The organism is Pseudogemmobacter hezensis (assembly GCF_013155295.1).
Classification (GTDB): domain Bacteria; phylum Pseudomonadota; class Alphaproteobacteria; order Rhodobacterales; family Rhodobacteraceae; genus Pseudogemmobacter; species Pseudogemmobacter hezensis.
On sequence record NZ_JABJXT010000013.1, the window covers coordinates 26,053 to 50,853 of the forward strand.

Below are 24,801 nucleotides of genomic sequence, written 5' to 3' on the forward strand. Positions count from 1 at the left end.
AGAAAAAGGGCGGCCGGGGTTCAGGTGCCAGGGGTTCAGGTGTCCGGGGGGGGCAGGTGCCAGGGGGCAGGTGCCGGGTTCAGGTGCCGGGTTGGCCGTCTTTTGCAGCAACATCCTTGTGGATAATCACATCGGTCTGGGGCCAGCGGGCCAGGATCTCACGCCGCAGCGCCGCGCCGATGGCATGGGCGTCGCGCAGGCTTTGCTCGCCATCCAGCTCGATATGCAGATTCACAAAGACCCGGCTGCCGCTGGTGCGGGTTTTCAGGTCGTGAAAGCCCAGCACACCGGGCCAGCTGCGGGTCAGATCGGCAATCGCCGCGATCAGCGCAGGGTCGGCACGACGGTCCATCAGCGCGTCCCATGCGGCCTTGCCGATGCGGGCGGCCCCCATCACCATGATCGCCGCCGCCAGCAGCGCGACCCAGGAATCAAGCCCGCGCACCCCCAGATGCTGCGAGGCCTGCAGCGCGATGATCGCGCCCACCGCAGGCACCAGATCGCCTAAGTAATGCAGCCTGTCCGCCGCCACGACACGGCTGCCCGTCAGCCGCGCCACCCGTCCCTGCCACCAGACCAGCCCCAGCGTCAGCAGGATCGAGGCGACCATCACCAGCGTGCCGCCTGCCTCTGACCCAATCGGCCCGCTGTCGCCGCTGATCATGCGCTGCAACGCCGACCAGCCAATATAGGCCCCCGATCCCAGGATCAGCAGCGCCTGGGCCAGCGCCGTCAGATCCTCGGCAGAGCTATGGCCGAAGGCATGGTCATCATCGGCGGGGCGGGCCGCGTAAAGGATCGCCGTCGCCGCCGCCAGCGACATCACCAGATCGACCGCGCTATCGGCCAGCGAGGCCGCGACCGACAGCGCCCCGGTCGCCAGCACCGCCCAAAGCTTCAGCCCCACCAGCGTCGAGGCGACCAGCACCGATGCGATCCCCGCCGAAAGGCTTAACCATTTATGCGGCTGCGGGTCAGGCTGCGGGCGATCCGGGCTGGTCTGGGGCCTGTCTAAGGACATCAGGGCACCTTTTGGCATGGTTGATTTTCCCTTTTGCCTGTTAACCCATGGCAAAGGGGGGCAGGGCGCATCCTGCAGCCCGCAGTCTAATCGGCGCAGAGGCCCGCTGGAAGGCCAGCTGGAAGGTCAGTCGATAATCTCAGCGGGATCCACACCCCAGATCGCGGATTTTTGCACCCAGCCGCGCTCGCCCCCCGAAGAGATGCGGCACCATTCGGGCTGGCATTGCAGCACCCGTGCCACGACGCCCATCTCGGCCTGGGCGACGACGCGGGCGTCGGCGCGCGGCGCGTCGCGGAATTCGGCCATATCGGTGGTGATCAGCACCGAGCGCACCCCTGACAGCAGTGCGTAATGCACCCAGCCGCCTGCGCCATCCTGATCCTCGACGCGGCGCCAGTTCTCATATTCGGCGGTCACACGCAAAGGCATGCCCGGGCGGGTAAAGACCCAGTCGATGCGATGGGTCAGGCCGGGGCCGCGCCGCGCATTGCCCTCATCTCCCTTCAGTGAGACGAAACGCGGCAGGGGCAGGTTGGTCACGCAGCCGATATTGGGCTGGCATTCGCGTGTGGCTGGCCTTGCGGGCAGGCTGGTGGCGGGGGCGGTTGTGCCAGACGCCGCCGCAGAGGCCGCCCCGGAGGCTGCAGCCGAGGTTGCCGCAGATGCCGCAGCCACGGCGCTTTCGATCGCGGCCTCGGTCTCGGCGCTTTGTGCAGCCACCACGCCTGCCGAAAAACCGGCCGCCAGGGCCGAACAAAGGCCCGCAATCAGTGCCGCCCCAATCCGGGCCCGCAAAGGCCTGATCCGCGCAGCGCTGACGTTCGTATGTTCCGAAGCTGCCGCCAAAGCTGTGCCTGAAACCACCCCCGGAACCGCCACCGCTATCCGGGGTGCCGCAACCGATCGCCCGCCGGGGGCTGTGCTGTCAGATTGGGTCATCTTTCGCGCCTGCTCTTCGCGGGGTTGGCCCCGTCGCTTTCGATGTTCGTTTTACTGGGGCTTGTGGTTCGCGCCCCTTGACCCCACTGTGCACCTAAGATGCGCCTGATGGAAGAGTTGAGGGAGAGACCATGCCATCGCCACGCCTGACTGTTGTTGTGACGCGACGCTTGCCAGAGCCGGTCGAGACGCGAATGAAAGAGCTGTTCGACGTTCGCCTGCGCGATCCCGACACCAAAATGACCCGCGAAGAGCTGCTGGCCGCCATGCAAAGCTGCGATGTGCTGGTGCCCACGATCACCGATCAGATCGACGCGGGCCTGATCGGCCAGGCGGGCGAGCGGCTGAAGCTGATCGCCAATTACGGCGCGGGCGTTGACCATATCGATGTGGCAACGGCGCGCTCGCGCGGTATCCTTGTCTCGAACACCCCGGGCGTGGTGACCGAGGACACCGCCGACATGGTCATGGCGCTGATCATGGCGGTGACGCGGCGCATCCCCGAGGGCATCGCCTCTATGGCCAGCGGCAAATGGGAGGGCTGGACGCCGATGGCCTTCCTGGGCTCGCGTCTGGCCGGAAAGCGGCTTGGCATCCTGGGCATGGGGCGGATCGGCCAGGCGGTGGCACGCCGCGCCCGGGCCTTTGGCTGCCAGGTGCATTACCACAACCGCCGCCGCGTGCGCCCCGAAATCGAGGCGGAACTTGAGGCGACCTGGTGGGAAAGCCTGGACCAGATGCTGGCGCGGATGGATATTGTCTCGATCAACTGTCCGCATACGCCCTCGACCTTCCACCTGCTGAACGCGCGGCGGCTAAAGCTGATGAAGCCTGCATCGGTGGTGGTGAATACCTCTCGCGGTGAGGTGATCGACGAGAACGCGCTGACACGCGCGCTACGGGCGGGCGAGATCGCGGGCGCAGGCCTTGACGTTTATGAGCGCGGCAATGAGATCAACCCCCGCCTGCGCGAAGAGCCGAATGTCGTGCTGCTGCCGCATATGGGCTCGGCGACCATCGAGGGTCGGATCGAAATGGGCGAAAAAGTCCTGATCAATATCAAGACCTTCGCAGACGGCCACCGCCCACCGGATCAGGTTGTGCCGGGGATGCTCTGACGGCTATAAGCGAAAGAGCAGGCGCGGCCCCGCTGGGAAAGGCACTGAACAGATGCTGAGCAATACTGCAAAATCGGCAGAGCGCCCCAAACGGGTTCTGCTGATTTCGCCATGGTTTGGCCCCTGGCCGGAGTGGATCAATCTCTTTGTTGAATCCTGCAGGTGGAACGCAGGATTTGACTGGCTTATCCCGACTGACCAGGATTTTCCTGAGAACCAGGCCACGAATGTGCATTTTGTCAGACAGTCTTTCGATGCCTTCAGGGAGGATCTGGCCGCCCGGCTGAAGATCGATGCGGCGGCGGTTACCCCTTACAAGCTATGTGACCTGAAACCGGCCTATGGCGCGATTTTTGCAGAGCATCTCTTGGGGTATTCACATTGGGGCTTTTGCGATCTTGATATCATTTTCGGTGATCTGACCCAGGTCTATACCGATATTACGCTGGCACGTTATGATGTGATTTCCACGCTGAGAAACCGGCTTTCCGGGCATCTTTCGATCTTTCGCAACACGCAAGAGCTGCGCGAGCTGTTCCGCGAAATTCCCGATTGGCAGCAGCTTTTCTCGCGGCCCGGGCATGTCGGGATTGATGAACGACAATTCAGCCATCTCATTCGTCCGCGCAGCCTGCTGCGGCGGCTTGACCCGCGTCGGCTGTGGTCGTGGAAATACCTCTTTGCTGAACGTTACACCACGCCGGGTGGCACCGAGCGCTGGCCCCGCAATGCCGAAAGCCCGGCTCTGTGGCAGTGGAAAGACGGTGTGCTTTCACATGGGGATCCCAATGCGCCGCCGCTTTATCTGCATCTGATGTTCTGGAACAGCGACCGCTGGCTGCCCGAGCATCTGCGCCCGGCGCCCTGGACGCAGCTGCCGCAGATCATGCAATGCGACTGGCGTGAGGCCGCAGAGAAGGGGTTTACCATTTCTGCGGCCGGAATCAGGCTGCTCTGATCACAGCACCAGGTTTCCCGGCACGCGGTCATGTCAGAGCCGCAGATCCGCCAGCAGCGGCAGATGGTCTGAGGCGCGGCTGGCCTCATGGCTGCGATAGACCGAGGCCTCGGCTTCGGTGAAGCGGTCGGAAATCGCAATGCGGTCCAGCGCGAAAACCGGGTGGCGTGAGTGATAGGTCGGCCCGCCCGCAAGGATGCGGAAGCGTTTCGACAGCCGCCCCAGGCCCACCTGCAGCGAACGCTCGTTGAAATCACCGGCGATCAGCATGGCGGTGTTGTCTTCCTCGGGCAGCATATCCAGCAGTGCTGACAGTTGCCTGCGGCGTGAATGGCGCAAGAGGCCCAGATGCACGCCCACCACCCGCAGCCGCTGATCGCCCCGCGCCAGCAGCGCCGAGACAAGGCCGCGCGGCTCCAGCCCCGGCAGATCGTGGTGGCTGCGCGAGATCACCTCAAACCCCGGCGAGACCAGCAGCGCATTGCCGTGCCAGCCAAGCGACTCGCGGCCATGGTCGAAATCGACGGGCAGCAGCCCGGTGCGGCGAAACACCTCGTCACGCTCAAAGACCGGGCGGCGCGGGCCAAGGCGCAGATCAGCCTCTTGCAGCGCCACCACATCTGCGCCCAGATCGGCGATCACCCGCAAGACCCGCGCCGGATCGCGACGCCTGTCCGTACCAAGCGCCTTGCGGATATTGTAGCTGGCCACGCGCAGCGACCGCAGGTCATGGTTCGCAGGATTGCTGGTCTCAGGAATGGTGCTCACAGGATCGGTGCCCCCAGTCGGAAGACGCCCTCGATCAGGCGTCTGGGCAGTTTTGCCTCAGCCACGCCCTCTTCGCAATCGGGCAGCAGGCGCTCGAACCAGCGGGTCACGGCGGTGACGGTGGGCTGATCCCAGGCGAAAACCGTCAGCTCGAAGTTCAGCAGCATCGAACGCACATCGAAATTGGCCGAGCCGATCCAGGCCGCATCATCAATCAGCCCGGCCTTTGCATGCATCATGCCGGGGCGAAAGCGCAGAAAACGCACCCCCGTGGGTGCCAGCGCCCGCATATAGGGGCCACGGGCGAGGTCTGTCGTCCATTGGTTTGATTTCGCGGGCAAAAAGATCCGCACATCAACGCCGGTCCGGGCGGCGGTGGCCAGGGCCTGGGCCAGCCCCTCGGTCGGCACGAAATAGGGGGTGGCGATCCAGATCCGCTGGCGGGCGCGATAAATCGCGGCGACCAGCCCGTCGTGCAGCACATCCTGGGGCTCATCCGGGCCTGCGGGCACCAGCTGCAGCTGCGCCTGGCCTGCGGGGGGGCTTGGCGGCGGGAAGGGGGCGTCAAGTGGCTCGCCCGCCACTTCCCAGTCAGAGGCAAAGACCGCGTTGAAAGCATCGAGAACCGGGCCCTCGGCACTGAAGCTGAGGTCGACCCATTGCCCCGGGGGGGATGCCAGATAATCATCGCCGACATTGCGCCCGCCCGACCAGACGCGGCGGCAATCGGCGATCACCAGCTTGCGGTGGTTGCGCAGATTCAGATGGGCGGTATCGGTGAAATGGTCGATGGGCGAGAAATAGCGCAGCTCGCCCCCGGCCTGGACAAATTCACGCAGGGCCTTGCGCGGGCGGCCCAGGCTGCCCAGCCAGTCAACCGACAGCCGCACCTTCACGCCCGCCTGCACCCGCGCCGTCAGCTGCGCCAGAAACCGCAGCCCGCTGTCATCATTGGCCAGCACGTAAAGCAGAATATCCAGCCGCTCGCGGGCGGAAGTGATCACCGCCTGCAGGGCCTCATTCGCGGCCTGTGGGCTTTCATGCAGGGTGATCTGATTGCCGCTGACCGCCTCTGGTGCGCCCAGGCTGGCAAAGACCCGCGCCAGATGCGGCGCCTCGACACTGGGCACCGAAGGATGCGGCGAAAAGCGGATGGCGGGAAAACTGCGCCCGGATTTGCGAAAGCCCAGCACCAGAAAGACCGGCACCGCAATATAGGGCACCATGATGATGAAGAGGATCCAGGCGGCCGAGCTTTGCGGCGTCCGCCGCGCCTGCAGGGCCAGGATCATGGCACTGGCAACCGCCAGAACGCCCAGAACGATCAGCAGATGTTCAAACAGCAGATACATAGGCCTCCGCAGGGGTTTTGGCCGATGCTATCGGCATGGCCCCGTCAGCGAAAGGGCGCAAATCTGTTAAAATCGGCTGGGCAGGACTGCGGCCAGCTCGGGCGGCTGCGGGCGGCCTGCGATCAGATCGGCAATCAGCTGGGCGGTTTTCGGAGCCAAAGTCACCCCGATATGGCCGTGGCCAAAGGCATGCAGCACATCCGCGCCACCGCGCGAGGGGCCTATCACCGGCAGGCTGTCGGGCAGCGAGGGGCGAAAACCCATCCAGCTGCGCGAGGGCTCTGGCAGATCGGGAAAGAGGCTGCGCGCCCCCTCGACCAGTTTGGCAATCCGGTGTGGCGAGGGCGGCAGCTGTAGCCCCCCCAGCTCTACCGTGCCCGCCACCCGCAGCCGCCCCTGCATCGGGCAAAGGTAAAAACCGCGCTCTGTCACGCAAGAGGGGCGGCTCAGCGGGGGCGTCTGCATGTCCCATTCGACATGATAGCCGCGCTCGGTATCCAGTGGAATCCGGTCGCCCGCCTGCAGGGCCAGCGCCCGCGAATGCGCCCCCGCCGCGATCACCACCTTGCGGGCATGCAGGCTGACCGGGCGGCCCTCATTGCTGCGGCCATCAAGGTTAACCCCGGTGATCTGGCGCGTAAGCCGCTCGATCCGGGCTGGGATCAGCCTTGCATGCTGCAAGGTCATGGCGGCGATGCGCTGCATCATCAGACCAGGATCGCTGAGGAAAATCGCCTGGGGGAAGAAGGCGGCCCCGGCGTGGAAGGGCAGGCCCGGCTCCAGCCCGGCCAGCTGGCCGCCGCTGAGCATTTCTGCCTGGACGCCCAGCTCGCGTCGCCCGGCCATTTCACGGCTGGCAGCGTCGAATTGCGCCTGATCTCGGTAGAGATAAAGGCAGCCGCGTGGGCGCAGCAGATCGGCGGCCCCCGCTTCGCTTGCAAGGGTTTTCCAGGCCGGATTGGCCCCCTGCAGCAGCGCCGCGATGTTTTGGGCGTTGCGGGCCGCGGCTTTGGGCAGGCTTTGGCGGGCGAATTTCCACAGCCATGGCATCAGCGAGGGCAGGGTGGAATGACGGATCGCCAGTGGCGAATTGCGATTGAACAGCAGCGAGGGCAGGCTCTTCAGCACATCGGGCGTGCCGACCGGGGCGACCGCGTAATCGGCGATCGTGCCCGCATTGCCGTAAGAGGCGCCCATGCCCGGATCGCCCGGCTCGATCAGCGTGACCTCGCGCCCTTCGGCAGACAGCCGGGCGGCGATGGTCAGGCCAATCACCCCGGCCCCGATTACAGCGATGTCAGTGGTCAGTCGGGCCATGCGCAGTTTCACTTCTCAAACAAAACCCTGCCCCGCCGGGGCGGAGCCGGGGCTTGCAGTTTACACGATCTTACATTGCGGCTTTGAAAAGCGCATAGGTATTTTCGCGGGTCATCGGGATCGGATTGCCACCGCAGCTGGGATCTTCCAGCGCCATTTCGGTCAGCTCTTCCAGACGTTGCTCCTCAACCCCGAGTGCGGTCAGATTGGCCGGGATCGAAAGCTGCTCGCGCAGCTCCATGATCCAGGCGCGGAAGCCGTCAAAGCCGCCTGCGATGCCCAGATAGGCCGCCGCCGCATTGATCCGGTCCTCAATCGCCGGACGGTTGAAGTCCAGCACGACCGGCATGACGACGGCATTGGTGGTGCCGTGATGGGTGCCGTAAACCGCGCCGACCGGATGCGACAGCGAGTGGATCGCGCCGAGGCCCTTCTGGAAAGCAACCGCCCCCATGGCCGCCGCCGCCATCATATGACCACGCGCCATCAGATTGCCCGGCTCGTTGTAAACGGTGACCAGGTTCTCTTTCACCAGCCGCAGACCTTCCAGCGCAATGCCCTGGCTCATCGGGTGGTAGAAGGGCGAGGAATAGGCCTCAAGGCAATGCGCCAGCGCATCCATCCCGGTGCCTGCGGTGATGAATTTCGGCATGCCAACGGTCAGGGCCGGATCGCAGATCGTCACGCCCGGCAGCAGCTTCGGATGGAAGATGATCTTCTTCTTATGGGTCGCCAGATTGGTCAGAACGCCGGCGCGACCGACCTCTGACCCGGTGCCCGCGGTGGTGGGAACCGCCACCATCGGTGCGATTTTGTCAGCATCGGCGCGGGTATACCAGTCGTCGATATCTTCCAGATCCCAGACCGAGAGGTCAGCACGCTGATGCGCCATCAGGGCAATCATCTTGCCCAGATCCAGCGCCGAGCCGCCGCCGAACAGGATCACGCCATCATGACCGCCCGCCTTATAGACGGCGATACCCTCAGCCATATTCTTGTCATTCGGGTTCGGATCAACCTCTGAGAAAACCGCGCGGCCAAGGCCTGCAGCCTCAAGCACATCCAGCGCCTGGGTGGTGATCGGCAGTGAGGCCAGCGCTTTGTCGGTCACCAGCAGCGGCTTTTTCATGCCCAGCGATTTGGCGTGATCGGCCAGTTCAGCAATCCGGCCGACGCCGAATTTGATCGCGGTCGGATAAGACCAGTTGCGGTCGGGGACGCCCTGTTTGTCAACAGTGGACATATTACACCTTCTTGAGATGGTAGGATTTCGGACGGGTTACCGAATGGTAGCCCAGGTAAGAAAGCGAGCCGCCGCGCCCGGTATCCTTGGTGCCCGTCCAGCAAAGCGCGGGGTCAAGATAGTCGGCGCGGTTCATGAAAACGGTCCCGGTCGAGATCTGATCGCCCAGGGCTGCGGCGGTGTCATAATCCTCGGTCCAGATCGAGGCGGTCAGCCCATAGGGGCTGTCATTCATCAGTCGCAAAGCCTCTTCATCAGACGAGACTTTCATAATTCCAACAACCGGGCCAAAGCTTTCCTCGGTCATCACCGACATGGAATGGTCGACATCGACCAGGATCTGCGGTGCCAGATAGGCGCCGCCGTCATCTGCCGGGAAGTTCGCCGGATCGACCAGCGGCTTCGCGCCTTTGGCAATCGCCTCAGCGATCTGATCGCGGACGACTTTCGCAAATCGAACATTCGCCATCGGGCCAAGCGTGGTGGTCTGCTCATTCGGATTGCCCAGCGTCAGGCCGTTCACCCAGGCAACTGCTTTTTCCACAAAGGAATCATAGAGGGATTCATGCACATAGATCCGCTCGATCCCGCAGCAGCATTGTCCGGAATTGAACATCGCGCCATCCATCAGCGTATCAACGGCAGCATCGACATTCGCATCCGCGCGGACATAGCCAGGGTCTTTGCCACCAAGTTCAAGCCCAAGCGGCGTGAAGGTGCCAGCGGCTGCGCGTTCAATCGCCTTGCCGCCATTCACCGATCCGGTGAAATTGACGAAATCGAACCTGCGGTCGGCGATCAGCTTCTCGGTTACGGCGTGATCCAGCACCAGATTCTGGAACACATCGGCCGGAATCCCTGCCGCATGGAAGGCCTGGGCCAGGCGCTCGCCCGCGACCAGGGTCTGGCTGGCATGTTTCAGCACGATGGTATTCCCGGCGATCAGACCGGGGATGATGGTGTTGATCGCGGTCAGGAACGGATAGTTCCAGGGAGCGATCACAAAGATCACGCCAAGCGCCTCACGCGCCAGGTAACGACGGAATTTGTCGCTGTCCTCAACCACTTTCGGCGCCAGGGTCTCTTCGGCGATCGAGGCCATATAATCGGCCCGCGCGTTGACGCCGCCAAATTCGCCGGCGCCGAATTTCACCGGGCGGCCCATCTGGGCGGCCAGCTCGGGCACGATTTCATCTTTCAGCTCGGTCAGTTTTGCCACGCCAGCCTTAACCAGCGCGATACGCTCGGCCAGCGGGCGGGCGGCCCAGGCGGGCTGGGCGGCGCGGGCGCGGGCGACGGCCGCCTCGGCCGAGGTCAGATCAAGCGGCTGGCGCTCGACATAGGTTGAGCCGTCGACCGGCGAGATCAGTGTGATCGGTTTCATGTTTCACCTGTAGAAGAGGGGAAGGGGCGGCTGCCCCTTTCCGTCGGAATTGTGCAATTTACGGCTGGTTCAGGCCCGCTCTAGCAGCCTTTTCAGTTCGAAATCTGTAACGACGCGGTCAGTTTCCGAAATCTCCCACTGGGCGGCATGGTGGTAATGATCCACGACATCATCGCCAAGCGCCTTGCGCAGGGTGGAAGAGCCATTCAGCTTAGCCGCGGCCTCGCGCAGGGTTTTCGGGATCTCTCGCACGCCTTCAATGGCGTAAAGGTCGCCCTTCATCTCGGGTTCCAGTTCCAGCTTCTGCTCGATCCCGTCCAGCCCTGCCGCCAGCAGGGCCGCGCAGGCGAGATAGGGGTTCACATCCGAGCCGGGGATGCGGCATTCGACGCGGACGGCTTTGGTATCAGCGCCACAGACGCGGAATCCAGCCGTGCGGTTGTCGCCCGACCAGACGATCTTGGTCGGGGCGAAAAGCCCGACGCAAAAGCGCTTATAGCTGTTCACATAGGGGGCAAAGAAAACGGTCATCTCTTCGGCAGCCTTTAATTGGCCCGCGATGAAATGTTTCATCAGTTGCGACATGCCATTTTCTGCGTCTTTGTCAAAAAACGCGGGCTTTCCGTCGAGTGTCCAGAGCGATTGATGCACATGCGCGGCAGAGCCAGCCTTATCGGTCTGGTATTTCGCCATGAAGGTGACGGATTTACCCATCGTCCAGGCAATTTCTTTCACAGCCTGTTTGATGATCGTGTGGTTGTCGGCGGTATCCAGCGCGTCTGAATAGCGGTAATTCACCTCGCCCTGGCCGCTGTCGGCCTCGCCTTTGGTGTTTTCGACCGGAATGCCCGCCGCATAAAGATCATTGCGCAATTTGCGCATGACGGGCTCTTCTTTCGAGGTCTGGAAGATGTGGTAATCTTCATTATAGGCTGAAATTGGGCGCAGATTTCCCAGCCCGTCATCGCGCAGGTTTTCATAACTGTTCTCGAACAGATAGAATTCCAGCTCGGTCGCCATCATCGGCTCAAAGCCCATGGCGCGGGCGCGATTGACCTGCTTTTTCAGAATAGCACGCGGCGAGATGCTGATTTCTTCATGCGTGTGGTGATCCAGAAGATCACACATCACCATTGCCGTTCCGGGCAACCAGGGCAGACGGCGCAGGGTGGCAAGATCAGGTTTCATGACATAATCGCCATAGCCCTGCGACCAGCCTGCGGATTTATATCCCGGCACGGTGTTCATTTCCATATCGAGCGCCAGCAGGTAATTGCAGCAATGCGTCTCATTATAGCCGCTGTCGAGGAAGAAACCGGCATGGAAGCGTTTTCCCATCAGGCGGCCCTGCATATCGGGGGCGACGACCAGAACGGTGTCGATCTCTCCCGCTTCAAATGCGGCCTTCAGGGTTTCGAGTGTCAGATTTGCGGGCATTTTGGCCTCACTTTTTGCTAAAGAACATGTGGAGATCGGGCGAAGTCAAAGCGACCCGCCACCGCCAAATTCCGGCTTTCTGGGCCAGCAATCCTGGACAATAAATCTCGCAGTCATGGTCTGTTTCCCCTCCATAAGAGGAATGCAGCCTCAAAGGGCCCTGGTTCGGGCAGGGCGGCTTTGGCCGCCCCTGCCCCTGGTTCTGGTCTTAGCTATACCGATAGGGACGGCCGGCTTTGGCCATCACATCGTTGTATTTCTTGAAGATTTCGACAACTTTTGCCTTGGTTTCAGACTCGGCTGCGATCTCATCCCAGAATTCGCGGGCTTTGGCCTCGACGGTATCCCATTCGGCATCCGGGATCGAGGTCAGCTGCAGTTTCGGCCCATTGACGCGCAGATCTGCCTCGCCGCCCCAATACCACCACTGGCGGTAATAATGCGATTGCTCGAAGCAAACTTCCATCAGCGCTTTCAGATGGTCAGGCACTTCATTCCAGCGATCCTGATTGGCAAAGAAGTGGCCAATCCATGCGCCTGAGATATTGTTCGTCAGGAAATACTTGGTCACATCGGCCCAGCCGACGGTGTAATCCTCGGTGATCCCCGACCATGCAATCCCGTCCAGCTCGCCGGTTTGCAGCGCGACCTGGATATCTTCCCAGGGCAGCTGCATTGGCACCACGCCGAATTGCGCCAGGAAACGGCCTGCGGTCGGGAAGGTAAAGACGCGCTTGCCTTCCAGGTCTTTCAGCGAATTGATCGGGTCTTTGGTGGCGAAATGGCAGGGATCCCAGGATCCGGCCGAGATATGCTTGACGCCGACCTTGGCATATTCCTCTTCCCAGATCTCTTTCAGCCCATATTGGTTGAAGAGAACCGGCACATCCAGCGAATAGCGCGAAGCAAAGGGGAAATAGCCGCCGAATACGGTCACTTCGGTCGGCGATTGCATGGAATCGTCATCCGATTGCACCGCGTCGATGGTGCCATTTTGCATGGCGCGGAACAGTTCCGAGGTCGGCACCAGCTGATCGGCGTAATAAAGTTCGATCTCCATTTGCCCGGCGGCAATCTGGTTGAATTTGTCGATGGCGGGTTTGCAGACATGCTCGCCCAGAGCGGCACCGGCATAGGTCTGCATACGCCATTTGATCGGCGCGGCCTGCGCGCGAACGGCAGGGGCGGCGAGGGCGGCTGCACCGGCGGCAAGCGCCCCGCTGGTCAGAAACTTCCGTCTGTTCGTCGTCATTTTTACCTCCGTTGGTGGGTTATAATTATTGTCCGTAAACCTGATGGGGCAGCCATAGGGCGATTTCAGGGAAGACCATGATCACCGCCAAAGTCAGGATCATAATCGCCACGATTGGCACAATAGAGCGGTAAATATCGCTGAGGCTGACATGATCGGGTGCCATGGCGCGCATCAGGAAGAGATTATAGCCGAAGGGGGGCGTGATATAGGCCACCTGGCAGGTGATGGTATAGAGAATGCCATACCAGATCAGCACATCCTGCGGCGGCATGCCCAGATCCAGCTTGGCCGCCAGCGGAATGTAAAGCGGCGCGACGATCACCAGCATAGCGGTGTCATCAAGGAACATGCCCATCACCAGGAACGAGACCTGCATCAGGATCAGGATCCCCCAGGGGCCAAGGCCGAGATCTTCGAGGAAGAAGGCCTCAATCGTCTTTACCGCGCCCAGCCCGTCAAAGACCGCGCCAAAGGCCATTGCCGCCAGCAGGATCCACATGAACATGCAGGTCACGCCCAGGGTGTTGACGATGCAGTTCTCCCAGACCTTTTTGGTGATCCGGCCTTTCAGCAGGGCCACCAGCGTCGCAATCAGCGCCCCGATCACCGAGGCCTCGACAAGGCTGACATAGCCCATCACGAAGGGCCCCATCATCGAGGCAAAGATCACCACCGGCAGGATGCCCGCACGCAACAGGCTGATCTTCTCGGCCCAGGTGGTCTGCGCACGTTCTTCGCGCGACAGCGCTGGACCGAGGCTGGGGTTCAGCCCGCAGCGGATCACCACGTAAAGCAGGAAGAACCCGGCCATCAGCAGGCCCGGGAAAATCCCCGCCAGCCAGACCTGGCCCACCGGCTGACGGGCGATCATCGAGTAAAGCACCAGCACGATAGAGGGCGGCACCAGGATGCCAAGGCTTGAGCCGCCCTGGATGATCCCCGTCACCATCCGCTTGTCATAGCCGCGTTTCAGCAGTTCCGGCAGGGCGATGGTCGCGCCAATCGCAAGGCCCGCGACGGAAAGCCCGTTCATCGCCGAGATCAGCACCATCAGAAGGATCGTGCCAATCGCCAAACCGCCCGGGATCGGCCCGAACCAGACGTGGAACATCTTGTAAAGGTCATCGGCCAGCCGCGCCTCGGACATCACATAGCCCATCCAGACGAACATCGGCAGCGTCAGCATCGGATACCAGTTCATCAGCTTGATGGTGGTGGTGAAGGCGATGTCATAGCCGCCCCGATCCCCCCAAAGCATGATCGCGGCCACCACGGCGACAAAGCCGATACCCGCGAAGACGCGTTGCCCGGTCATCAGCATGGCCATCATGCCCATGAACATCACGAGGGCGATATATTCATAGGGCATCAGATTTTCACTCCGCGCAGGGTCGCGATATCGCGGATGAGGAAGGCAATGGATTGCAACAGCATCAGGAACACGCCCGAGCAGATCACGATCTTGATCGGGGCCATATAGGGCCGCCAGACGGTGCGGGACCGCTCGCCGACCTCAAAGGCATAGATCGTGCTTTCAATGCCGCCCCAGAGGACGACCGCCAGAAACAGGATCATGCAGAATACGGTGATGCAATCGACCAGGGCCTGGGTCTTCACGCTCCAGCGGCCATAAAGCAGGTCCATCCGCACATTGGCGCCGAGGATCAGCGAATAGGCGCCGCCCAGCACGAAATAGCCGACCATGGTGAACTGGGCCATCTCCTGGGTCCAGAGCGCGGGGCGAAAGAAGGCCTTGGCGATCACCGAATAAAGCAGCACGCCTGCCAATGCGAAGATCAGATACATCGCAATCCGGCCGACGAAGGTGTTCACGGCCTCTATGATGCGGACCAGCCGGATCAGGAACAGGGGCATCGCTCAGACCCCGCCGGAAAGAAGGGCTGGGGATATGCCGATTTTGCGAACGAAACACGCGGACATGCTTCGGCTGGCTGCGAATCCTGAAAAGGACATGGACGAGTCGGCTCCCTGGATTTTCTTTCAGCGTCACCCTCTGGCGGGGGCGCTGTCAAGATTATTTCAGTTTCCTGTTTCCTGTTACAATCTTTTCTGTAACGCTGCCCGGGTACAGCGGGAAGGGGCAGGATGGAACAGGCGACGACCATCGAGATGCGTATGCGCAGCGGGCTGGGCGATCTGACCCGGGCCGAGCGTCAGGTGGCCACCCATATCCTGTCGCATTTTCCGATGTCGGCGCTTGGCTCGATCACCACGCTGGCGCGGGCGGCGGATGTCTCTTCGCCGACCATCGTGCGGCTGGTGCAAAAGCTGGGCTATCGCGGCTGGACCGAATATCAGACCGCCCTGCGCCAGGAGGTGCAGCAGTTGCTGGTCGCGCCGCTGGGGGCGGTGAATGGGGTCGGCGGGGCCGAGGCCGCGGCCGGCGAGGCGGCGCATCCGCTGCAGGGCTTTGCCGCCCAGGTGGTGGCCAATATCGGCGCAACCGTCAGCCTGATTCCGGCGGCGGATTTCAACGGCGCGGCGGCGCTGATGGCCGATCTGTCGCGCCGGGTCGTGGTGATGGGGGGGCGGCTGACCCATGCGCTGGCCGATTACATGGGCACGCTTTTGCGGGTGACGCGGCCCGATGTGACCCTGGTCGCCGATCACCTGACCGACTGGCAGCAGGTGCTGCTGGATCTGGCGCCGGGCGATGTCGTGGTGATTTTCGACATTCGCCGCTATGAGGCGAACGCCGTCCAGTTCGCCGAATTTGCCGCCTTGCAGGGGGCCGAGGTGGTGCTGATCACCGATCGCTGGCTGTCGCCTGCCGCGAGCCATGCCCGCCATGTGTTGCCCTGCCATATCGAGATGCCCGCCGCCTGGGATTCGACGGCCGTGCTTTTGATGGTGGTCGAGGCCCTGCTGGCGCGGGTGCAGTCGCAGCTGCCCGATCAGGTTCAGGACCGTCTGAACCGGCTGGAGGATTGCTTTGCCCGCACCCGGGTTTTTCGTGCCCCAAAGATGGGGCAGGGGCGCTAGGCACCCCCCGTTTTCAGATGAAATCCTGCGCAGGGCAATGCCTGTGTGGGGCTTTCTGCCCCGGCGCGCAATGGGCCGTCGTTATGGCAATCGGCTTGACCTCAGGTCGGTCTGCGGGAAATCTGCGCGAATGTGATCCGGGGGGGGCAGCTTGGGATGTCAGCACGGGATGTCATCTCGGGGCGACAGCTGTTTGTCCGCAGCCTGAGGGCGATCTGACAAAAGCCCGTTTCGGGCGGGCATTCGGGCGCAGGCCCGCTGGCGACGCCAGGCTGCGGCGGCCCCGGATATCTGCTGCGGGGGCGGCTGCGGCACATCTGACGGAATGTGATGATTGAAAGGCCGATAATGTTTCGCTGGCGCACCTCTGATGACCATCCGCTGATCGGGCGCCCTTCGGCGGCAGGGATTGCATTGGGGGCGCTGTTCTTCGCGGCGTCTTTGTCGCCCTCGCTTATTCCGCGGGCGGCTTTGGTGCAAGGCGCGCTTGGCGGGCTGTGCTTTGCGCTGGGCTATCTCTTTGGATATGCGATGCAGGGGGGCAGAGCCTGGGTGTTCGAGGCCCGCCCCGTCACGCCCTATGGGCTGCGGGTCAGAATGGCGCTTGGCCTGTCGATCGCGGCTATGGCGGTGATCTGGGCGCTCTGGAATGTGACCTCCTGGCAAAATGACATCCACCAGGCGATGGGCATCCCCCCGGTCGAGACCGCGCGGCCCTTCACCATCCTTGCGGTGGCGGCGGCGCTTGCGCTGGTCTTGGTGTTTCTGGGGCGGCTGTTTCGCCGGATCTGGCGGCTGATCGCGGCGCAGCTTGAGGCATTTATCCCGCGCAGGCTGGCGCGTCTGATCGGGATCATCCTGGCCCTGCTGATCTTTTGGGGGGTCGGCAATGATGTGGTGCTGGGCCGCGTGCTGGGCGCGCTGGATGACACCTATGCGGCCCTCGACACCCTGATCCAGCCAGAGCAGGCCGCGCCTGCAGATCCGCTGAAAACCGGGTCTTCCGCCTCGCTGATCAGCTGGGAGGGGCTTGGCGCGATGGGGCGGCAATGGGTGCTGGAACAGCCCGACCGCGCCACGATTGCAAAGGTGATGGGCACCGATCAGGGCATAAAAGAGCCATTGCGCATCTACGTCGGCCTGAACAATGCCGCCGATCCGGCGGCCCGCGCGCGGCTGGCGCTGGACGAGGCCCTGCGCATCGGCGCATTTGAGCGCCGCGTCCTGGTGATCGCCACGCCGACCGGAACGGGCTGGATGGATCCGGCCGGGATGCAGCCGCTGGACTATCTGACCCGTGGCGATCTGGCGGTGGTTGGGGTGCAATATTCCTACCTGCCCAGCTGGATGTCGCTGATCATGCAGCCCGAATACGGCACAGAGGCCGCCACAGCCGTATTCCGCGAGATCTACGGTCACTGGAGCACGCTGCCCCGCGACAAACGCCCCGAGCTTTACCTCTTCGGCCTTTCACTGGGGGCCCGCAATGGCGAGATGCCGATCTCCTGGCAGGATCTGCTGTCAGACCCGCCGCAGGGCGCATTATGGGTGGGCCCGCCCTTTGCGATGCGCGGCTGGCAGCAATTGCTGGAAGCGCGCGATCCCGGCAGCCCCGCCTGGGCCCCGCGCTATGGCGATGGCTCGGTGATCCGGGTGATGACGCAGGCTGGCCTGCCGGCAGGCAGATTCGCGCCCTGGGGGGTGATGCGGATGGTGTATCTGGTCTATCCCTCTGATCCGATCTCCTTCTTCTCGCCCAGCGTTTTGTGGCGTGCGCCTGACTGGCTGGCCGCCCCCATGGGGCCCGATGTCAGCCCCAGCCTGCGCTGGTGGCCGGTGGTTACCTTTTTGCAGCTGGGATTTGACATGATGACCGCGACCACGACGGAATCGGGTTACGGGCATGTCTATGCGGCAAAGCATTATCTGAACGCCTGGGCCGAGCTGCTGAAAGTCGCGCCGGGCGACGAGGGGCTGCGCCGCCTGCACCAGCATTTCTCGCAAGAATAGCGACCGGGGCCTGCCCGCGCCCCTTTGGGAGGGGGGCAGAGCCCCGCTGCAGGGATGCGCCGCAGCGCCGAACGCCCGGCGCCGGCCGCCGATAGCCGAAAATCTGCACCGGAAAACCTCTGATTGATTCAGGGCGATTCAGCTCAGAGGCCGCGCCCCGCCTTTTCTCGATCGCCGGGCTGTTGCCTCCGGTGCGCCACCAGTGGATCTGTGTTTATAATTTTCTATTAAAAACAATGCATTATAACTTTTTCTCAGAAAAGGTAAAAGCCGGGCCTTGACGCTGCCTGCGACCTTCCTTAAACGCCTCAATCACAGTGGGCCCGTAGCTCAGTTGGTAGAGCAACTGACTTTTAATCAGTGGGTCACAGGTTCGAATCCTGTCGGGCTCACCACTGAATTCGAGGGCTTAGGCAAAAATGCCTAAGCCCTTTTTAATTGCTGCACACGACGCCAGGGGGCGCCAGGGAACCAATCCTGAAGGTCCTGGCGAGGCAGGCCAGCATCAGATTGTCGCGGCCCGGCTTCTGGACACATGCCGTCCGGTTTCCGGACAAAAAGCTTCCGACATGGGCGGTGCGGCTGACTGACCTCCGGGCCGATAGAGGCAGCCATCTGGACAGCTAGCTCCGGTCAGGATTCAGACGACTGACCCGAATGACTGACCCGGATCCTGATGGCCGCCAAGTCCGGCTTCTGGACCTGGTGGGCGACCTCAACGGTGGAGAGGTGGAGGCCAAGGTCGACTTCACATTCGTCGGGAAATCGCTCTCCTCCATCGATTCCTGATCCTCCTCATCCCCGGCTGAGCGGGTGGTTCGTTCCCTCAATCAGATCATCGAGTGGCGGGGAAGCCCCAGGCAATAAAGCTCGATAATGGCCCGTAATACATCATCTCTACGCTGGTTATCCGGGCCGGGAAGCAGAGTATTGCCCTCGACCACGCCCAGCCCGGACAGTCGTCGGGAAAACAGTCCACTGAACTGTTTTATGACCCTTCTCATACCCGGCAGCACGCTTATGTCGGGCGTTACAACATGACAGTCCGGCATGAATGGCTGGACCTCTGCATCGTTGACATTATCGAGGAGGTGCAAATGGCTATGGATCTACAATAATGAGCGCCCCAACATGGGCCGCGGCGGTATTACACTTGCCCGAGGCAACTGAAGAGGGCTGCCTGAAGTCGGCTTTTACACTCCGTTAAAACGGGGAGGATTACCCTCCCACACACAACAAGCTACCCCTGCGGCACCCGTGAATGGCAAATGCGGACCTAAACCTGTCAATTGCGGCAAGTTTGCCCGCAGGTGACAATTTGCCCACAGCTGACATCAGAACCACTGGCCAGGCTCCATCAGGCCAAGGTCCATCAGCTGCTGGCTGTTCCAGCGGAACGGCTCAGAGCTGTGCCAGCGGAAACTGCGGATCTCGCTGCGGCTGCCCGGATTGGTGCGCAGCGCTTTGGCGGTGCGGAATGAGCAGATCGCGGCCGTAAGATTGTGGTGCCAGGGGCAGGCATAGGTGTTCATCTCTTCGTCAGAAAACGTATAATCCGGGTGCAGCAGCGCCCCCTTTTGGGCCCGAAACAGCGATATCCGGTCAATTTTGCGCCGCGCCCATGGGACGTGCTCTTCAAACCGCCAGCGCAGGCCGCCGAAAAAGTCCATCTGACGGTCTTTCCCGGCCCAGTTTTGCCCGGGATCCTTGCGCGGCAAAGCATAATAGCCCGCGCGGTCCAGATGCGCATCCTCAAGCGAAACCGCATTCGGGTATCGCTCCAGATCGGATGCATAAAGGTCGATCACATAAGAGAGCATCGCTGTCCGCCGCTCTTCGCCGTGAAAGGTTGTCAGATCCGAGATCGAGCGGGTTTCGCAAAAGGGGAAAAACAGAAACTCGGCATTATAGCAGTAGTAAAGCCAGGCACCGGGCGCGGCCTGGGCTATTTTGTTAACGGCATTGATCAGCGCATCATCGGCAAAGACGTCGGTCTCTATGCGTTCAATCCGGGGGGCGAGGGCCTCTGGCACCTGAATATCCTCGCCGGCCAGCAGGATGACCCTGGCAAAGCCCAGATCCAGATGGTGGCGCAATGTCGCGGCCAGCTCACAATTGTCCTCGGCCAGGATTATGGCAATCGGGCCACGCATTGGCGTGGGGGTGACATTGTCCAGAAACTGACCAATCGAACTGTAATTCATCTTCCGCCCAAAGGTTTTGCCCAAAGGGCAATATGCCGTTCCTGCAAGACGGCGCGTAAAGGCTGCGCCGGAAAATCCTGTGCCGGGACTGGCCTGCGCCGCCCTCAGCTTTGCGCAAAGCCCGCTTTGCCGGGCGGCCTCTGCGGGGCGCACCCGTGAGCGCCACCGCCCCGGCGGCAATGACGCTTGCAAATTCCACCATCCGGGCCCGACAGGCAAGACGAATGGTGGCAGGGCGAATGAGCGCGCCGCGCCTTTCGGGTTCCGGCGGGGTTGGCTGCTGACATTGCTCTGCGGCGCTGCAGCGTGTATTACCCTTTATCCGCAGGAGGCACGCCATGTCGAACCCCGAAGCCCTGACCCAGACCAGTCCCGCAGCAGGCCCTGATACGGCAGCCTCTGATACGGGTGTCCAGGATGCTATGCCTGATGCGGTGAAGAAACTCTTCATAAAGACCTATGGCTGTCAGATGAACGTCTATGACAGCGAGCGCATGGCCGAGGCGATGGGGGCCAAAGGCTATGTGCTGACCGACCGCGCCGATGATGCCGATATGGTGCTGCTGAACACCTGTCACATCCGGGAAAAGGCGTCAGAAAAGCTCTATTCCGACCTCGGGCGGCTGAAGCCTCTGAAACGCGACAAGCCGGATCTGAAGATTGGCGTCGCGGGCTGCGTGGCCCAGGCCGAGGGCGCAGAGATCCGCCGCCGCATGCCGCTGGTCGATATCGTCGTTGGCCCGCAGGCCTATCACCGCCTGCCCGCCATGGTCGAGGCGGGCGGCGCCCAGGTCGACACCGATTTCCCCGTCGAGGACAAGTTCGAGCATCTGCCGCAGCGCAAGGGCTATCGCGGCCCGACCGCTTTTCTGACCGTGCAGGAAGGCTGCGACAAGTTCTGCGCCTTTTGCGTGGTGCCCTATACGCGCGGCGCCGAGGTCTCGCGCCCGGCGGCGCGGCTGATGCGCGAAGCGCGCGAGCTGGTCGGGCGCGGCGTGCGCGAGATCACGCTGCTGGGCCAGAACGTCAACGGCTATCACGGCGAGGCGGATGGGGCCGACTGGACGCTTGGCCGCCTGATCCGCGAGCTGGCCGCGATCGACGGGCTGGACCGCATCCGCTATACCACCAGTCACCCCAATGACATGGATGACGATCTGATCGCCGCCCATGGTGATGTGCCGCAGCTGATGCCCTATCTGCATCTGCCGGTGCAGTCGGGATCCGACCGGATCCTGAAGGCGATGAATCGCAAACATACCCGCGATCAGTATTTCCGCCTGATTGACCGCATCCGCGAGGCGCGGCCCGATATTCTGATGACCTCTGATTTTATCGTCGGCTTCCCCGGCGAGACCGATCAGGACTTCGGGGACACGATGGATCTGGTGCGCCGGGTGGGATATGGCGCGGCCTTTTCGTTCAAATACTCGTCCCGTCCGGGCACGCCTGCCGCCGAAAAACCGCCCGTCGAGGCCGATATTGCCGATTCCCGTCTGCAGGAATTGCAGGCTCTGATCATCACGCAACAGCGTGCCGCGCAGGACTCGATGGTCGGGCGCGAGATTTCGGTGCTCTATGAGAAGGCCGGGCGGATGGAGGGCCAGATGGTCGGAAAATCCGATCACCTGATGGCCGTTCACATCGATGACGCCCAGGGCCGAATCGGCGATCTGGTGCGGGCGCGCGTGACAGCTGCCTCGTCCAACTCCCTTGCGGCAAAACGGATTTCCTGAATCGCCGGGATCAGGGATCGGGGATAATCCCGGGCCCTTCGGGGGATTGTTTCGGGCACCGCATAAGAGCCCCGGTGAAGGCGCGGGCGGCTGTGTTCCCCTGGGTTGAATCCCTCAGAAATGAAGGCGTTAAGGAAAAATTGCCTTTACTTGCCATGGCCCAGGCGGCAAATCTGCGCCAGCTGTCACATAGAAGTGAAAGGGGGCTGTCTGTGAATATTTTTTCACACGCCGCGCGAATGGTGGTTGGGGCGACCGCGTTGGCGATCGGCATTTCCGGGGGCACAGCTGCGATGTCCCAAAGCACGATCGACCGCACGGTCGTGACCGGCCAGATCGAATGGGGCGTCTGGGTTGACGATGACGGATGTATGCACTGGTGGGCCGATGGTGGCCTTGAGGGCTATATGGTTCCGCGCCGCGACCCGAAAACCGGCAAGCCGGTCTGCCTGAAAAAGAACCTGTGCCTGACCCAGAACACGGATCAGCTTTTCGCCACCGACAGTGCGAAACTGACCAGCGCCGGGCGTCAGCGCCTGCAGCAGTTCTTCTCTTCGACCGATGCTTTCGGCTTTGCCATCTATGGCCATACCGACAGCCGCGCCTCGGATGAATACAACATGAGCCTTTCGCAGCGCCGCGCCAAAGCGGTTGCCGATGTTGCCCGCTCGGTCGGCGCCTCGGTCGAGCGTGAGATCGGCTTTGGCGAGCGCAATCCGATTGCCTCGAACAGCACCTCGGCCGGCATGGCGAAGAACCGCCGCGTCGAAATCGTCTGCTATCGCTGGTAAGGGGGCCATGAGCATGAGCATGAAACTTGTGACTGTCCTTGCGGGCGTCGGTCTGCTGGCTGGCTGCGAAAGCTTTGAGGGCACGCAGCGCTACTACGGTCCGAACAGCGTGATTGCGACCGGCCTCGACAAGGGCCGCGACCAGGGCGTGCTGCAAAACGGCCGCGCTGCAATCGCCTATGACCCCGATGGCTGCCAGAACTGGATCATCGACGACGGTCTGGAAGGCTATTCGACGCCGCGTTACGACCCGGTCTCGGGCCTGCCGATCTGCAACGACAAATACCCGCCGGGCACCGTGCTGGGCGATTACCAGTCGTCCAATCCGGGCATCCGCGACCGCGTTCCCGGCCCGGGCCGCGGCACCATCGTGCGCAGCCGCAACTGAGCGGATCGGCGCAGGGCGCAACTGCATCCTGTGCCATCGGCCATTGATTGCGCAGCAAAGTATATTATCTCAGGCTGCGGTGACCCCCGCAGCCTGATTGCGTTTCAGCTGCTGCGTCTTTGGTCAGATATGTCATGAAAGTCTCATCAACATCCGCAAGATATAGTGGTGTCGATGAAAAGCCTTGCCAGATGGCGCAGTCAGGCGCAGCATTGGCCTCAGGCTCTTGCAGGAAGGAGGCCCATTTGGGCATCAGTGCGCTGACCCCCCCGACCAGCCCCCAGGACATGGTTGAGACCATCCTGGAGTTCCCCGACAACCGCCTTCTGATCGGGCTTTGCGGTGAATATGACCGCAACCTCGCGCAGATCGAGCATCAGCTGGGCGTCCATGTTCTGCGACGCGGCAATCGCCTGACGGTGGTCGGTGCGGTTCCTGCGCGTGAACAGGCGGCGGCGGTGCTCAGGGCGCTTTATGCGCGGCTGGAGGCCGGGCGCAGCGTCGAGGCGGGCGATGTGGACGGGGCGCTGCGGCTGTCGATTCCGGCGGTGCAGCGCGACAATGAACAGATCGAGATGTTCACCCCCGGCATGGAGCTGCGCACCCGCAAAAAGCCGATTGAGCCGCGCACCGAGGCGCAAAAGGCCTATGTGGCAAATCTTTTCAAACATGAGCTGGGGTTTGGCATCGGGCCTGCGGGCACCGGCAAGACCTATCTGGCGGTGGCGGTCGGGGTGACGATGTTCATCTCTGGCGCGGTCGAAAAGATCATCCTCTCGCGTCCGGCCGTTGAGGCCGGTGAGCGGCTTGGCTTTCTGCCAGGCGATATGAAGGAGAAGGTCGATCCCTATATGCAGCCGCTTTACGACGCGCTGAACGACTTTCTGCCAGCGCGCCAGGTTGAAAAGCTTTTTGCCGAAAAGCGGATCGAGATCGCGCCTTTGGCCTTCATGCGCGGGCGCACGCTGGCCAATGCCTTCGTGGTGCTCGATGAGGCGCAAAACGCCACGGCCATGCAGATGAAGATGTTCCTGACCCGTCTGGGCGAGGGTTCGCGTATGGTGATCACCGGGGATCGCACCCAGGTTGACCTGCCGCGCGGCGTGACCTCGGGGCTGGCCGAGGCCGAGCGGATCCTGAAAGGTGTCAAAGGCGTCAGCTTTAACTATTTCAATTCCTCCGATGTGGTGCGCCACCCGCTGGTCGCGCGTATCATCGACGCCTGGGATCGGGATGAAGCCTCTGCATAACCGGAACGGTTGCAAGAACAGGGCGGGCCGGGGCTTTGCGGCCCCGGCCCGTCTTTGTGTGACGCTCTGGCGCTCTTGTCAGCAGGGCCCGGGCGGGATAGGCGCGGGATCATGGATATGATCGTTGATTGCGTCTTTGAGGACGAGCGCTGGCAGAGCTTTGGGCTGGAGCCCATGGCCGAGCGGGCGGCGCGGGCCGTGCTGGCGGCTTTGGGTCTGGGTGAAGCGGGGTTTGCGATCTCGCTTCTGGCCTGTGATGATGCGCGGATTGCCGGGCTGAACACCGAGTTTCGCGGCAAGGCGAAAGCCACGAATGTGCTGTCCTGGCCCTCGGATGAGCGCGGCGCGGAAGAGATCGGCGGCCTGCCCGATCTGCCAGAGCCGGGGGATGCGGATGACCCCGAAGAGCTGGGCGATATCGCCATCGCATATGAGACCTGCATGGCCGAGGCGGCCGGGCAGGGCAAACCCCCTCAGGATCACGTGATGCATCTGTTGATCCATGGCATGCTGCATCTTTTCGGCTATGATCACATCGAGGATGCCGACGCGCAGCTTATGGAAGGGCTGGAGACGCGGATACTTGCGGGAATGGGTATTTCTGACCCATATTGAACGGGCCCA

Annotated in this window: 21 protein-coding genes, 1 tRNA gene and 1 pseudogene; 11 read left to right on the forward strand and 12 right to left on the reverse strand. The window is 62.3% G+C overall.

Translation table 11 applies throughout. From position 1 onward, the window contains the following. Nucleotides 1-79: 79 nt before the first annotated feature. Complete coding sequence (locus tag HOY34_RS14595; RefSeq protein ID WP_172364301.1) at nucleotides 80-1,021, reverse strand: cation diffusion facilitator family transporter; 942 nt, start codon at nucleotides 1,019-1,021, stop codon at nucleotides 80-82. A 126-nt stretch (nucleotides 1,022-1,147) separates the two neighbouring features. Next, nucleotides 1,148-1,612 carry an SH3 domain-containing protein gene (locus HOY34_RS22145; protein WP_253944483.1) on the reverse strand — a complete coding sequence of 155 codons (465 nt, stop codon included), beginning with the start codon at nucleotides 1,610-1,612 and terminating at the stop codon, nucleotides 1,148-1,150. 482 nt (nucleotides 1,613-2,094) lie between these two features. Between HOY34_RS22145 and HOY34_RS14605 the strand changes: the two genes are divergently transcribed. Next, nucleotides 2,095-3,081, forward strand: a complete 987-nt coding sequence (locus HOY34_RS14605; RefSeq protein WP_172364131.1) for a 2-hydroxyacid dehydrogenase — start codon at nucleotides 2,095-2,097, stop codon at nucleotides 3,079-3,081. Between the two features lie 52 nt (nucleotides 3,082-3,133). Further along, nucleotides 3,134-4,039, forward strand: a complete 906-nt coding sequence (locus tag HOY34_RS14610; protein ID WP_172364133.1) for a DUF6625 family protein — start codon at nucleotides 3,134-3,136, stop codon at nucleotides 4,037-4,039. Between the two features lie 33 nt (nucleotides 4,040-4,072). Here HOY34_RS14610 and HOY34_RS14615 read toward each other — a convergent pair whose 3' ends face one another. The 9 genes from HOY34_RS14615 to HOY34_RS14655 all read right to left on the reverse strand — a co-directional run bounded on the left by HOY34_RS14615 (nucleotide 4,073) and on the right by HOY34_RS14655 (nucleotide 14,670). Next, nucleotides 4,073-4,807 carry an endonuclease/exonuclease/phosphatase family protein gene (locus HOY34_RS14615; protein WP_366926963.1) on the reverse strand — a complete coding sequence of 245 codons (735 nt, stop codon included), beginning with the start codon at nucleotides 4,805-4,807 and terminating at the stop codon, nucleotides 4,073-4,075. Then, a complete protein-coding gene (locus tag HOY34_RS14620; protein WP_172364135.1) occupies nucleotides 4,804-6,159 on the reverse strand; it encodes a phospholipase D-like domain-containing protein in 1,356 nt (451 codons plus the stop codon). Before HOY34_RS14620 ends, HOY34_RS14615 begins: the two co-directional genes overlap by 4 nt. A gap of 66 nt (nucleotides 6,160-6,225) precedes the next feature. Beyond that, entirely contained in the window at nucleotides 6,226-7,476 is a 1,251-nt protein-coding gene (locus HOY34_RS14625) for an NAD(P)/FAD-dependent oxidoreductase (RefSeq protein WP_172364137.1), read from the reverse strand. A gap of 70 nt (nucleotides 7,477-7,546) precedes the next feature. Then, nucleotides 7,547-8,719 carry an iron-containing alcohol dehydrogenase gene (locus tag HOY34_RS14630; RefSeq protein WP_172364139.1) on the reverse strand — a complete coding sequence of 391 codons (1,173 nt, stop codon included), beginning with the start codon at nucleotides 8,717-8,719 and terminating at the stop codon, nucleotides 7,547-7,549. A gap of 1 nt (nucleotide 8,720) precedes the next feature. Beyond that, nucleotides 8,721-10,103 carry an aldehyde dehydrogenase family protein gene (locus HOY34_RS14635; RefSeq protein WP_172364141.1) on the reverse strand — a complete coding sequence of 461 codons (1,383 nt, stop codon included), beginning with the start codon at nucleotides 10,101-10,103 and terminating at the stop codon, nucleotides 8,721-8,723. A 69-nt stretch (nucleotides 10,104-10,172) separates the two neighbouring features. Further along, a complete protein-coding gene (locus HOY34_RS14640; RefSeq protein WP_172364143.1) occupies nucleotides 10,173-11,540 on the reverse strand; it encodes a glutamine synthetase family protein in 1,368 nt (455 codons plus the stop codon). Between the two features lie 208 nt (nucleotides 11,541-11,748). After that, on the reverse strand, nucleotides 11,749-12,792 hold the full coding sequence (locus HOY34_RS14645) for a TRAP transporter substrate-binding protein (RefSeq protein ID WP_172364145.1): 1,044 nt from the start codon (nucleotides 12,790-12,792) through the stop codon (nucleotides 11,749-11,751). 25 nt (nucleotides 12,793-12,817) lie between these two features. Beyond that, on the reverse strand, nucleotides 12,818-14,164 hold the full coding sequence (locus HOY34_RS14650) for a TRAP transporter large permease (RefSeq protein WP_172364147.1): 1,347 nt from the start codon (nucleotides 14,162-14,164) through the stop codon (nucleotides 12,818-12,820). Beyond that, nucleotides 14,164-14,670: a TRAP transporter small permease subunit gene (locus tag HOY34_RS14655; protein ID WP_172364149.1), complete on the reverse strand. Its 507-nt coding sequence runs from the start codon at nucleotides 14,668-14,670 to the stop codon at nucleotides 14,164-14,166. The genes HOY34_RS14650 and HOY34_RS14655 overlap by 1 nt, the downstream gene beginning before the upstream one ends. Nucleotides 14,671-14,901: 231 nt before the next feature. Here HOY34_RS14655 and HOY34_RS14660 point away from each other — a divergent pair, with 231 nt between their 5' ends. The 4 genes and pseudogenes from HOY34_RS14660 to HOY34_RS22150 all read left to right on the forward strand — a co-directional run. Next, complete coding sequence (locus HOY34_RS14660) at nucleotides 14,902-15,798, forward strand: MurR/RpiR family transcriptional regulator (RefSeq protein WP_172364151.1); 897 nt, start codon at nucleotides 14,902-14,904, stop codon at nucleotides 15,796-15,798. Nucleotides 15,799-16,146: 348 nt separating this feature from the next. Next, complete coding sequence (locus HOY34_RS14665; protein WP_172364153.1) at nucleotides 16,147-17,808, forward strand: alpha/beta hydrolase; 1,662 nt, start codon at nucleotides 16,147-16,149, stop codon at nucleotides 17,806-17,808. A gap of 319 nt (nucleotides 17,809-18,127) precedes the next feature. Beyond that, nucleotides 18,128-18,203 (forward strand) — tRNA-Lys (locus HOY34_RS14670). A 262-nt stretch (nucleotides 18,204-18,465) separates the two neighbouring features. After that, nucleotides 18,466-18,978 (forward strand): annotated as a pseudogene (locus HOY34_RS22150) (hypothetical protein); the annotation flags it as partial. A gap of 164 nt (nucleotides 18,979-19,142) precedes the next feature. On the opposite strand, the gene HOY34_RS14675 reads toward HOY34_RS22150, so the two are convergent. Next, nucleotides 19,143-20,012, reverse strand: a complete 870-nt coding sequence (locus tag HOY34_RS14675; RefSeq protein ID WP_172364155.1) for a glycosyltransferase family protein — start codon at nucleotides 20,010-20,012, stop codon at nucleotides 19,143-19,145. 422 nt (nucleotides 20,013-20,434) lie between these two features. On the opposite strand from HOY34_RS14675, the gene miaB reads away from it, so the two are divergent. The 5 genes from miaB to ybeY all read left to right on the forward strand — a co-directional run bounded on the left by miaB (nucleotide 20,435) and on the right by ybeY (nucleotide 24,792). Next, nucleotides 20,435-21,748: a tRNA (N6-isopentenyl adenosine(37)-C2)-methylthiotransferase MiaB gene (gene miaB / locus HOY34_RS14680; protein WP_172364303.1), complete on the forward strand. Its 1,314-nt coding sequence runs from the start codon at nucleotides 20,435-20,437 to the stop codon at nucleotides 21,746-21,748. Nucleotides 21,749-21,960: 212 nt separating this feature from the next. Further along, nucleotides 21,961-22,539: an OmpA family protein gene (locus HOY34_RS14685; protein ID WP_366926964.1), complete on the forward strand. Its 579-nt coding sequence runs from the start codon at nucleotides 21,961-21,963 to the stop codon at nucleotides 22,537-22,539. A 13-nt stretch (nucleotides 22,540-22,552) separates the two neighbouring features. Then, nucleotides 22,553-22,927, forward strand: coding sequence for a hypothetical protein (locus HOY34_RS14690; protein WP_172364157.1), 375 nt, complete (start codon nucleotides 22,553-22,555; stop codon nucleotides 22,925-22,927). Between the two features lie 245 nt (nucleotides 22,928-23,172). Further along, the gene (locus HOY34_RS14695) at nucleotides 23,173-24,177 is read left to right on the forward strand and encodes a PhoH family protein (protein WP_436645201.1); all 1,005 of its coding nucleotides are present in this window, start codon (nucleotides 23,173-23,175) and stop codon (nucleotides 24,175-24,177) included. 111 nt (nucleotides 24,178-24,288) lie between these two features. Continuing rightward, nucleotides 24,289-24,792: an rRNA maturation RNase YbeY gene (gene ybeY / locus HOY34_RS14700; RefSeq protein WP_172364161.1), complete on the forward strand. Its 504-nt coding sequence runs from the start codon at nucleotides 24,289-24,291 to the stop codon at nucleotides 24,790-24,792. Nucleotides 24,793-24,801 lie beyond the last annotated feature (9 nt).

Bases quoted from the DNA above. Each gene is read 5' to 3' on its own strand.
- ybeY (WP_172364161.1), top strand. From the start codon at position 24,289: ATGGATATGATCGTTGATTGCGTCTTTGAGGACGAGCGCTGGCAGAGC.
- HOY34_RS14655 (WP_172364149.1), bottom strand. From the start codon at position 14,670: ATGCCCCTGTTCCTGATCCGGCTGGTCCGCATCATAGAGGCCGTGAAC.
- HOY34_RS14640 (WP_172364143.1), bottom strand. From the start codon at position 11,540: ATGCCCGCAAATCTGACACTCGAAACCCTGAAGGCCGCATTTGAAGCG.
- HOY34_RS14630 (WP_172364139.1), bottom strand. From the start codon at position 8,719: ATGTCCACTGTTGACAAACAGGGCGTCCCCGACCGCAACTGGTCTTAT.
- HOY34_RS14645 (WP_172364145.1), bottom strand. From the start codon at position 12,792: ATGACGACGAACAGACGGAAGTTTCTGACCAGCGGGGCGCTTGCCGCC.
- HOY34_RS14675 (WP_172364155.1), bottom strand. From the start codon at position 20,012: ATGAATTACAGTTCGATTGGTCAGTTTCTGGACAATGTCACCCCCACG.
- HOY34_RS14605 (WP_172364131.1), top strand. From the start codon at position 2,095: ATGCCATCGCCACGCCTGACTGTTGTTGTGACGCGACGCTTGCCAGAG.
- miaB (WP_172364303.1), top strand. From the start codon at position 20,435: ATGCCTGATGCGGTGAAGAAACTCTTCATAAAGACCTATGGCTGTCAG.
- HOY34_RS14660 (WP_172364151.1), top strand. From the start codon at position 14,902: ATGGAACAGGCGACGACCATCGAGATGCGTATGCGCAGCGGGCTGGGC.
- HOY34_RS14620 (WP_172364135.1), bottom strand. From the start codon at position 6,159: ATGTATCTGCTGTTTGAACATCTGCTGATCGTTCTGGGCGTTCTGGCG.
- HOY34_RS14690 (WP_172364157.1), top strand. From the start codon at position 22,553: ATGAGCATGAAACTTGTGACTGTCCTTGCGGGCGTCGGTCTGCTGGCT.
- HOY34_RS14610 (WP_172364133.1), top strand. From the start codon at position 3,134: ATGCTGAGCAATACTGCAAAATCGGCAGAGCGCCCCAAACGGGTTCTG.
- HOY34_RS14625 (WP_172364137.1), bottom strand. From the start codon at position 7,476: ATGGCCCGACTGACCACTGACATCGCTGTAATCGGGGCCGGGGTGATT.
- HOY34_RS14635 (WP_172364141.1), bottom strand. From the start codon at position 10,103: ATGAAACCGATCACACTGATCTCGCCGGTCGACGGCTCAACCTATGTC.
- HOY34_RS14665 (WP_172364153.1), top strand. From the start codon at position 16,147: ATGTTTCGCTGGCGCACCTCTGATGACCATCCGCTGATCGGGCGCCCT.
- HOY34_RS14650 (WP_172364147.1), bottom strand. From the start codon at position 14,164: ATGCCCTATGAATATATCGCCCTCGTGATGTTCATGGGCATGATGGCC.
- HOY34_RS14595 (WP_172364301.1), bottom strand. From the start codon at position 1,021: ATGTCCTTAGACAGGCCCCAGACCAGCCCGGATCGCCCGCAGCCTGAC.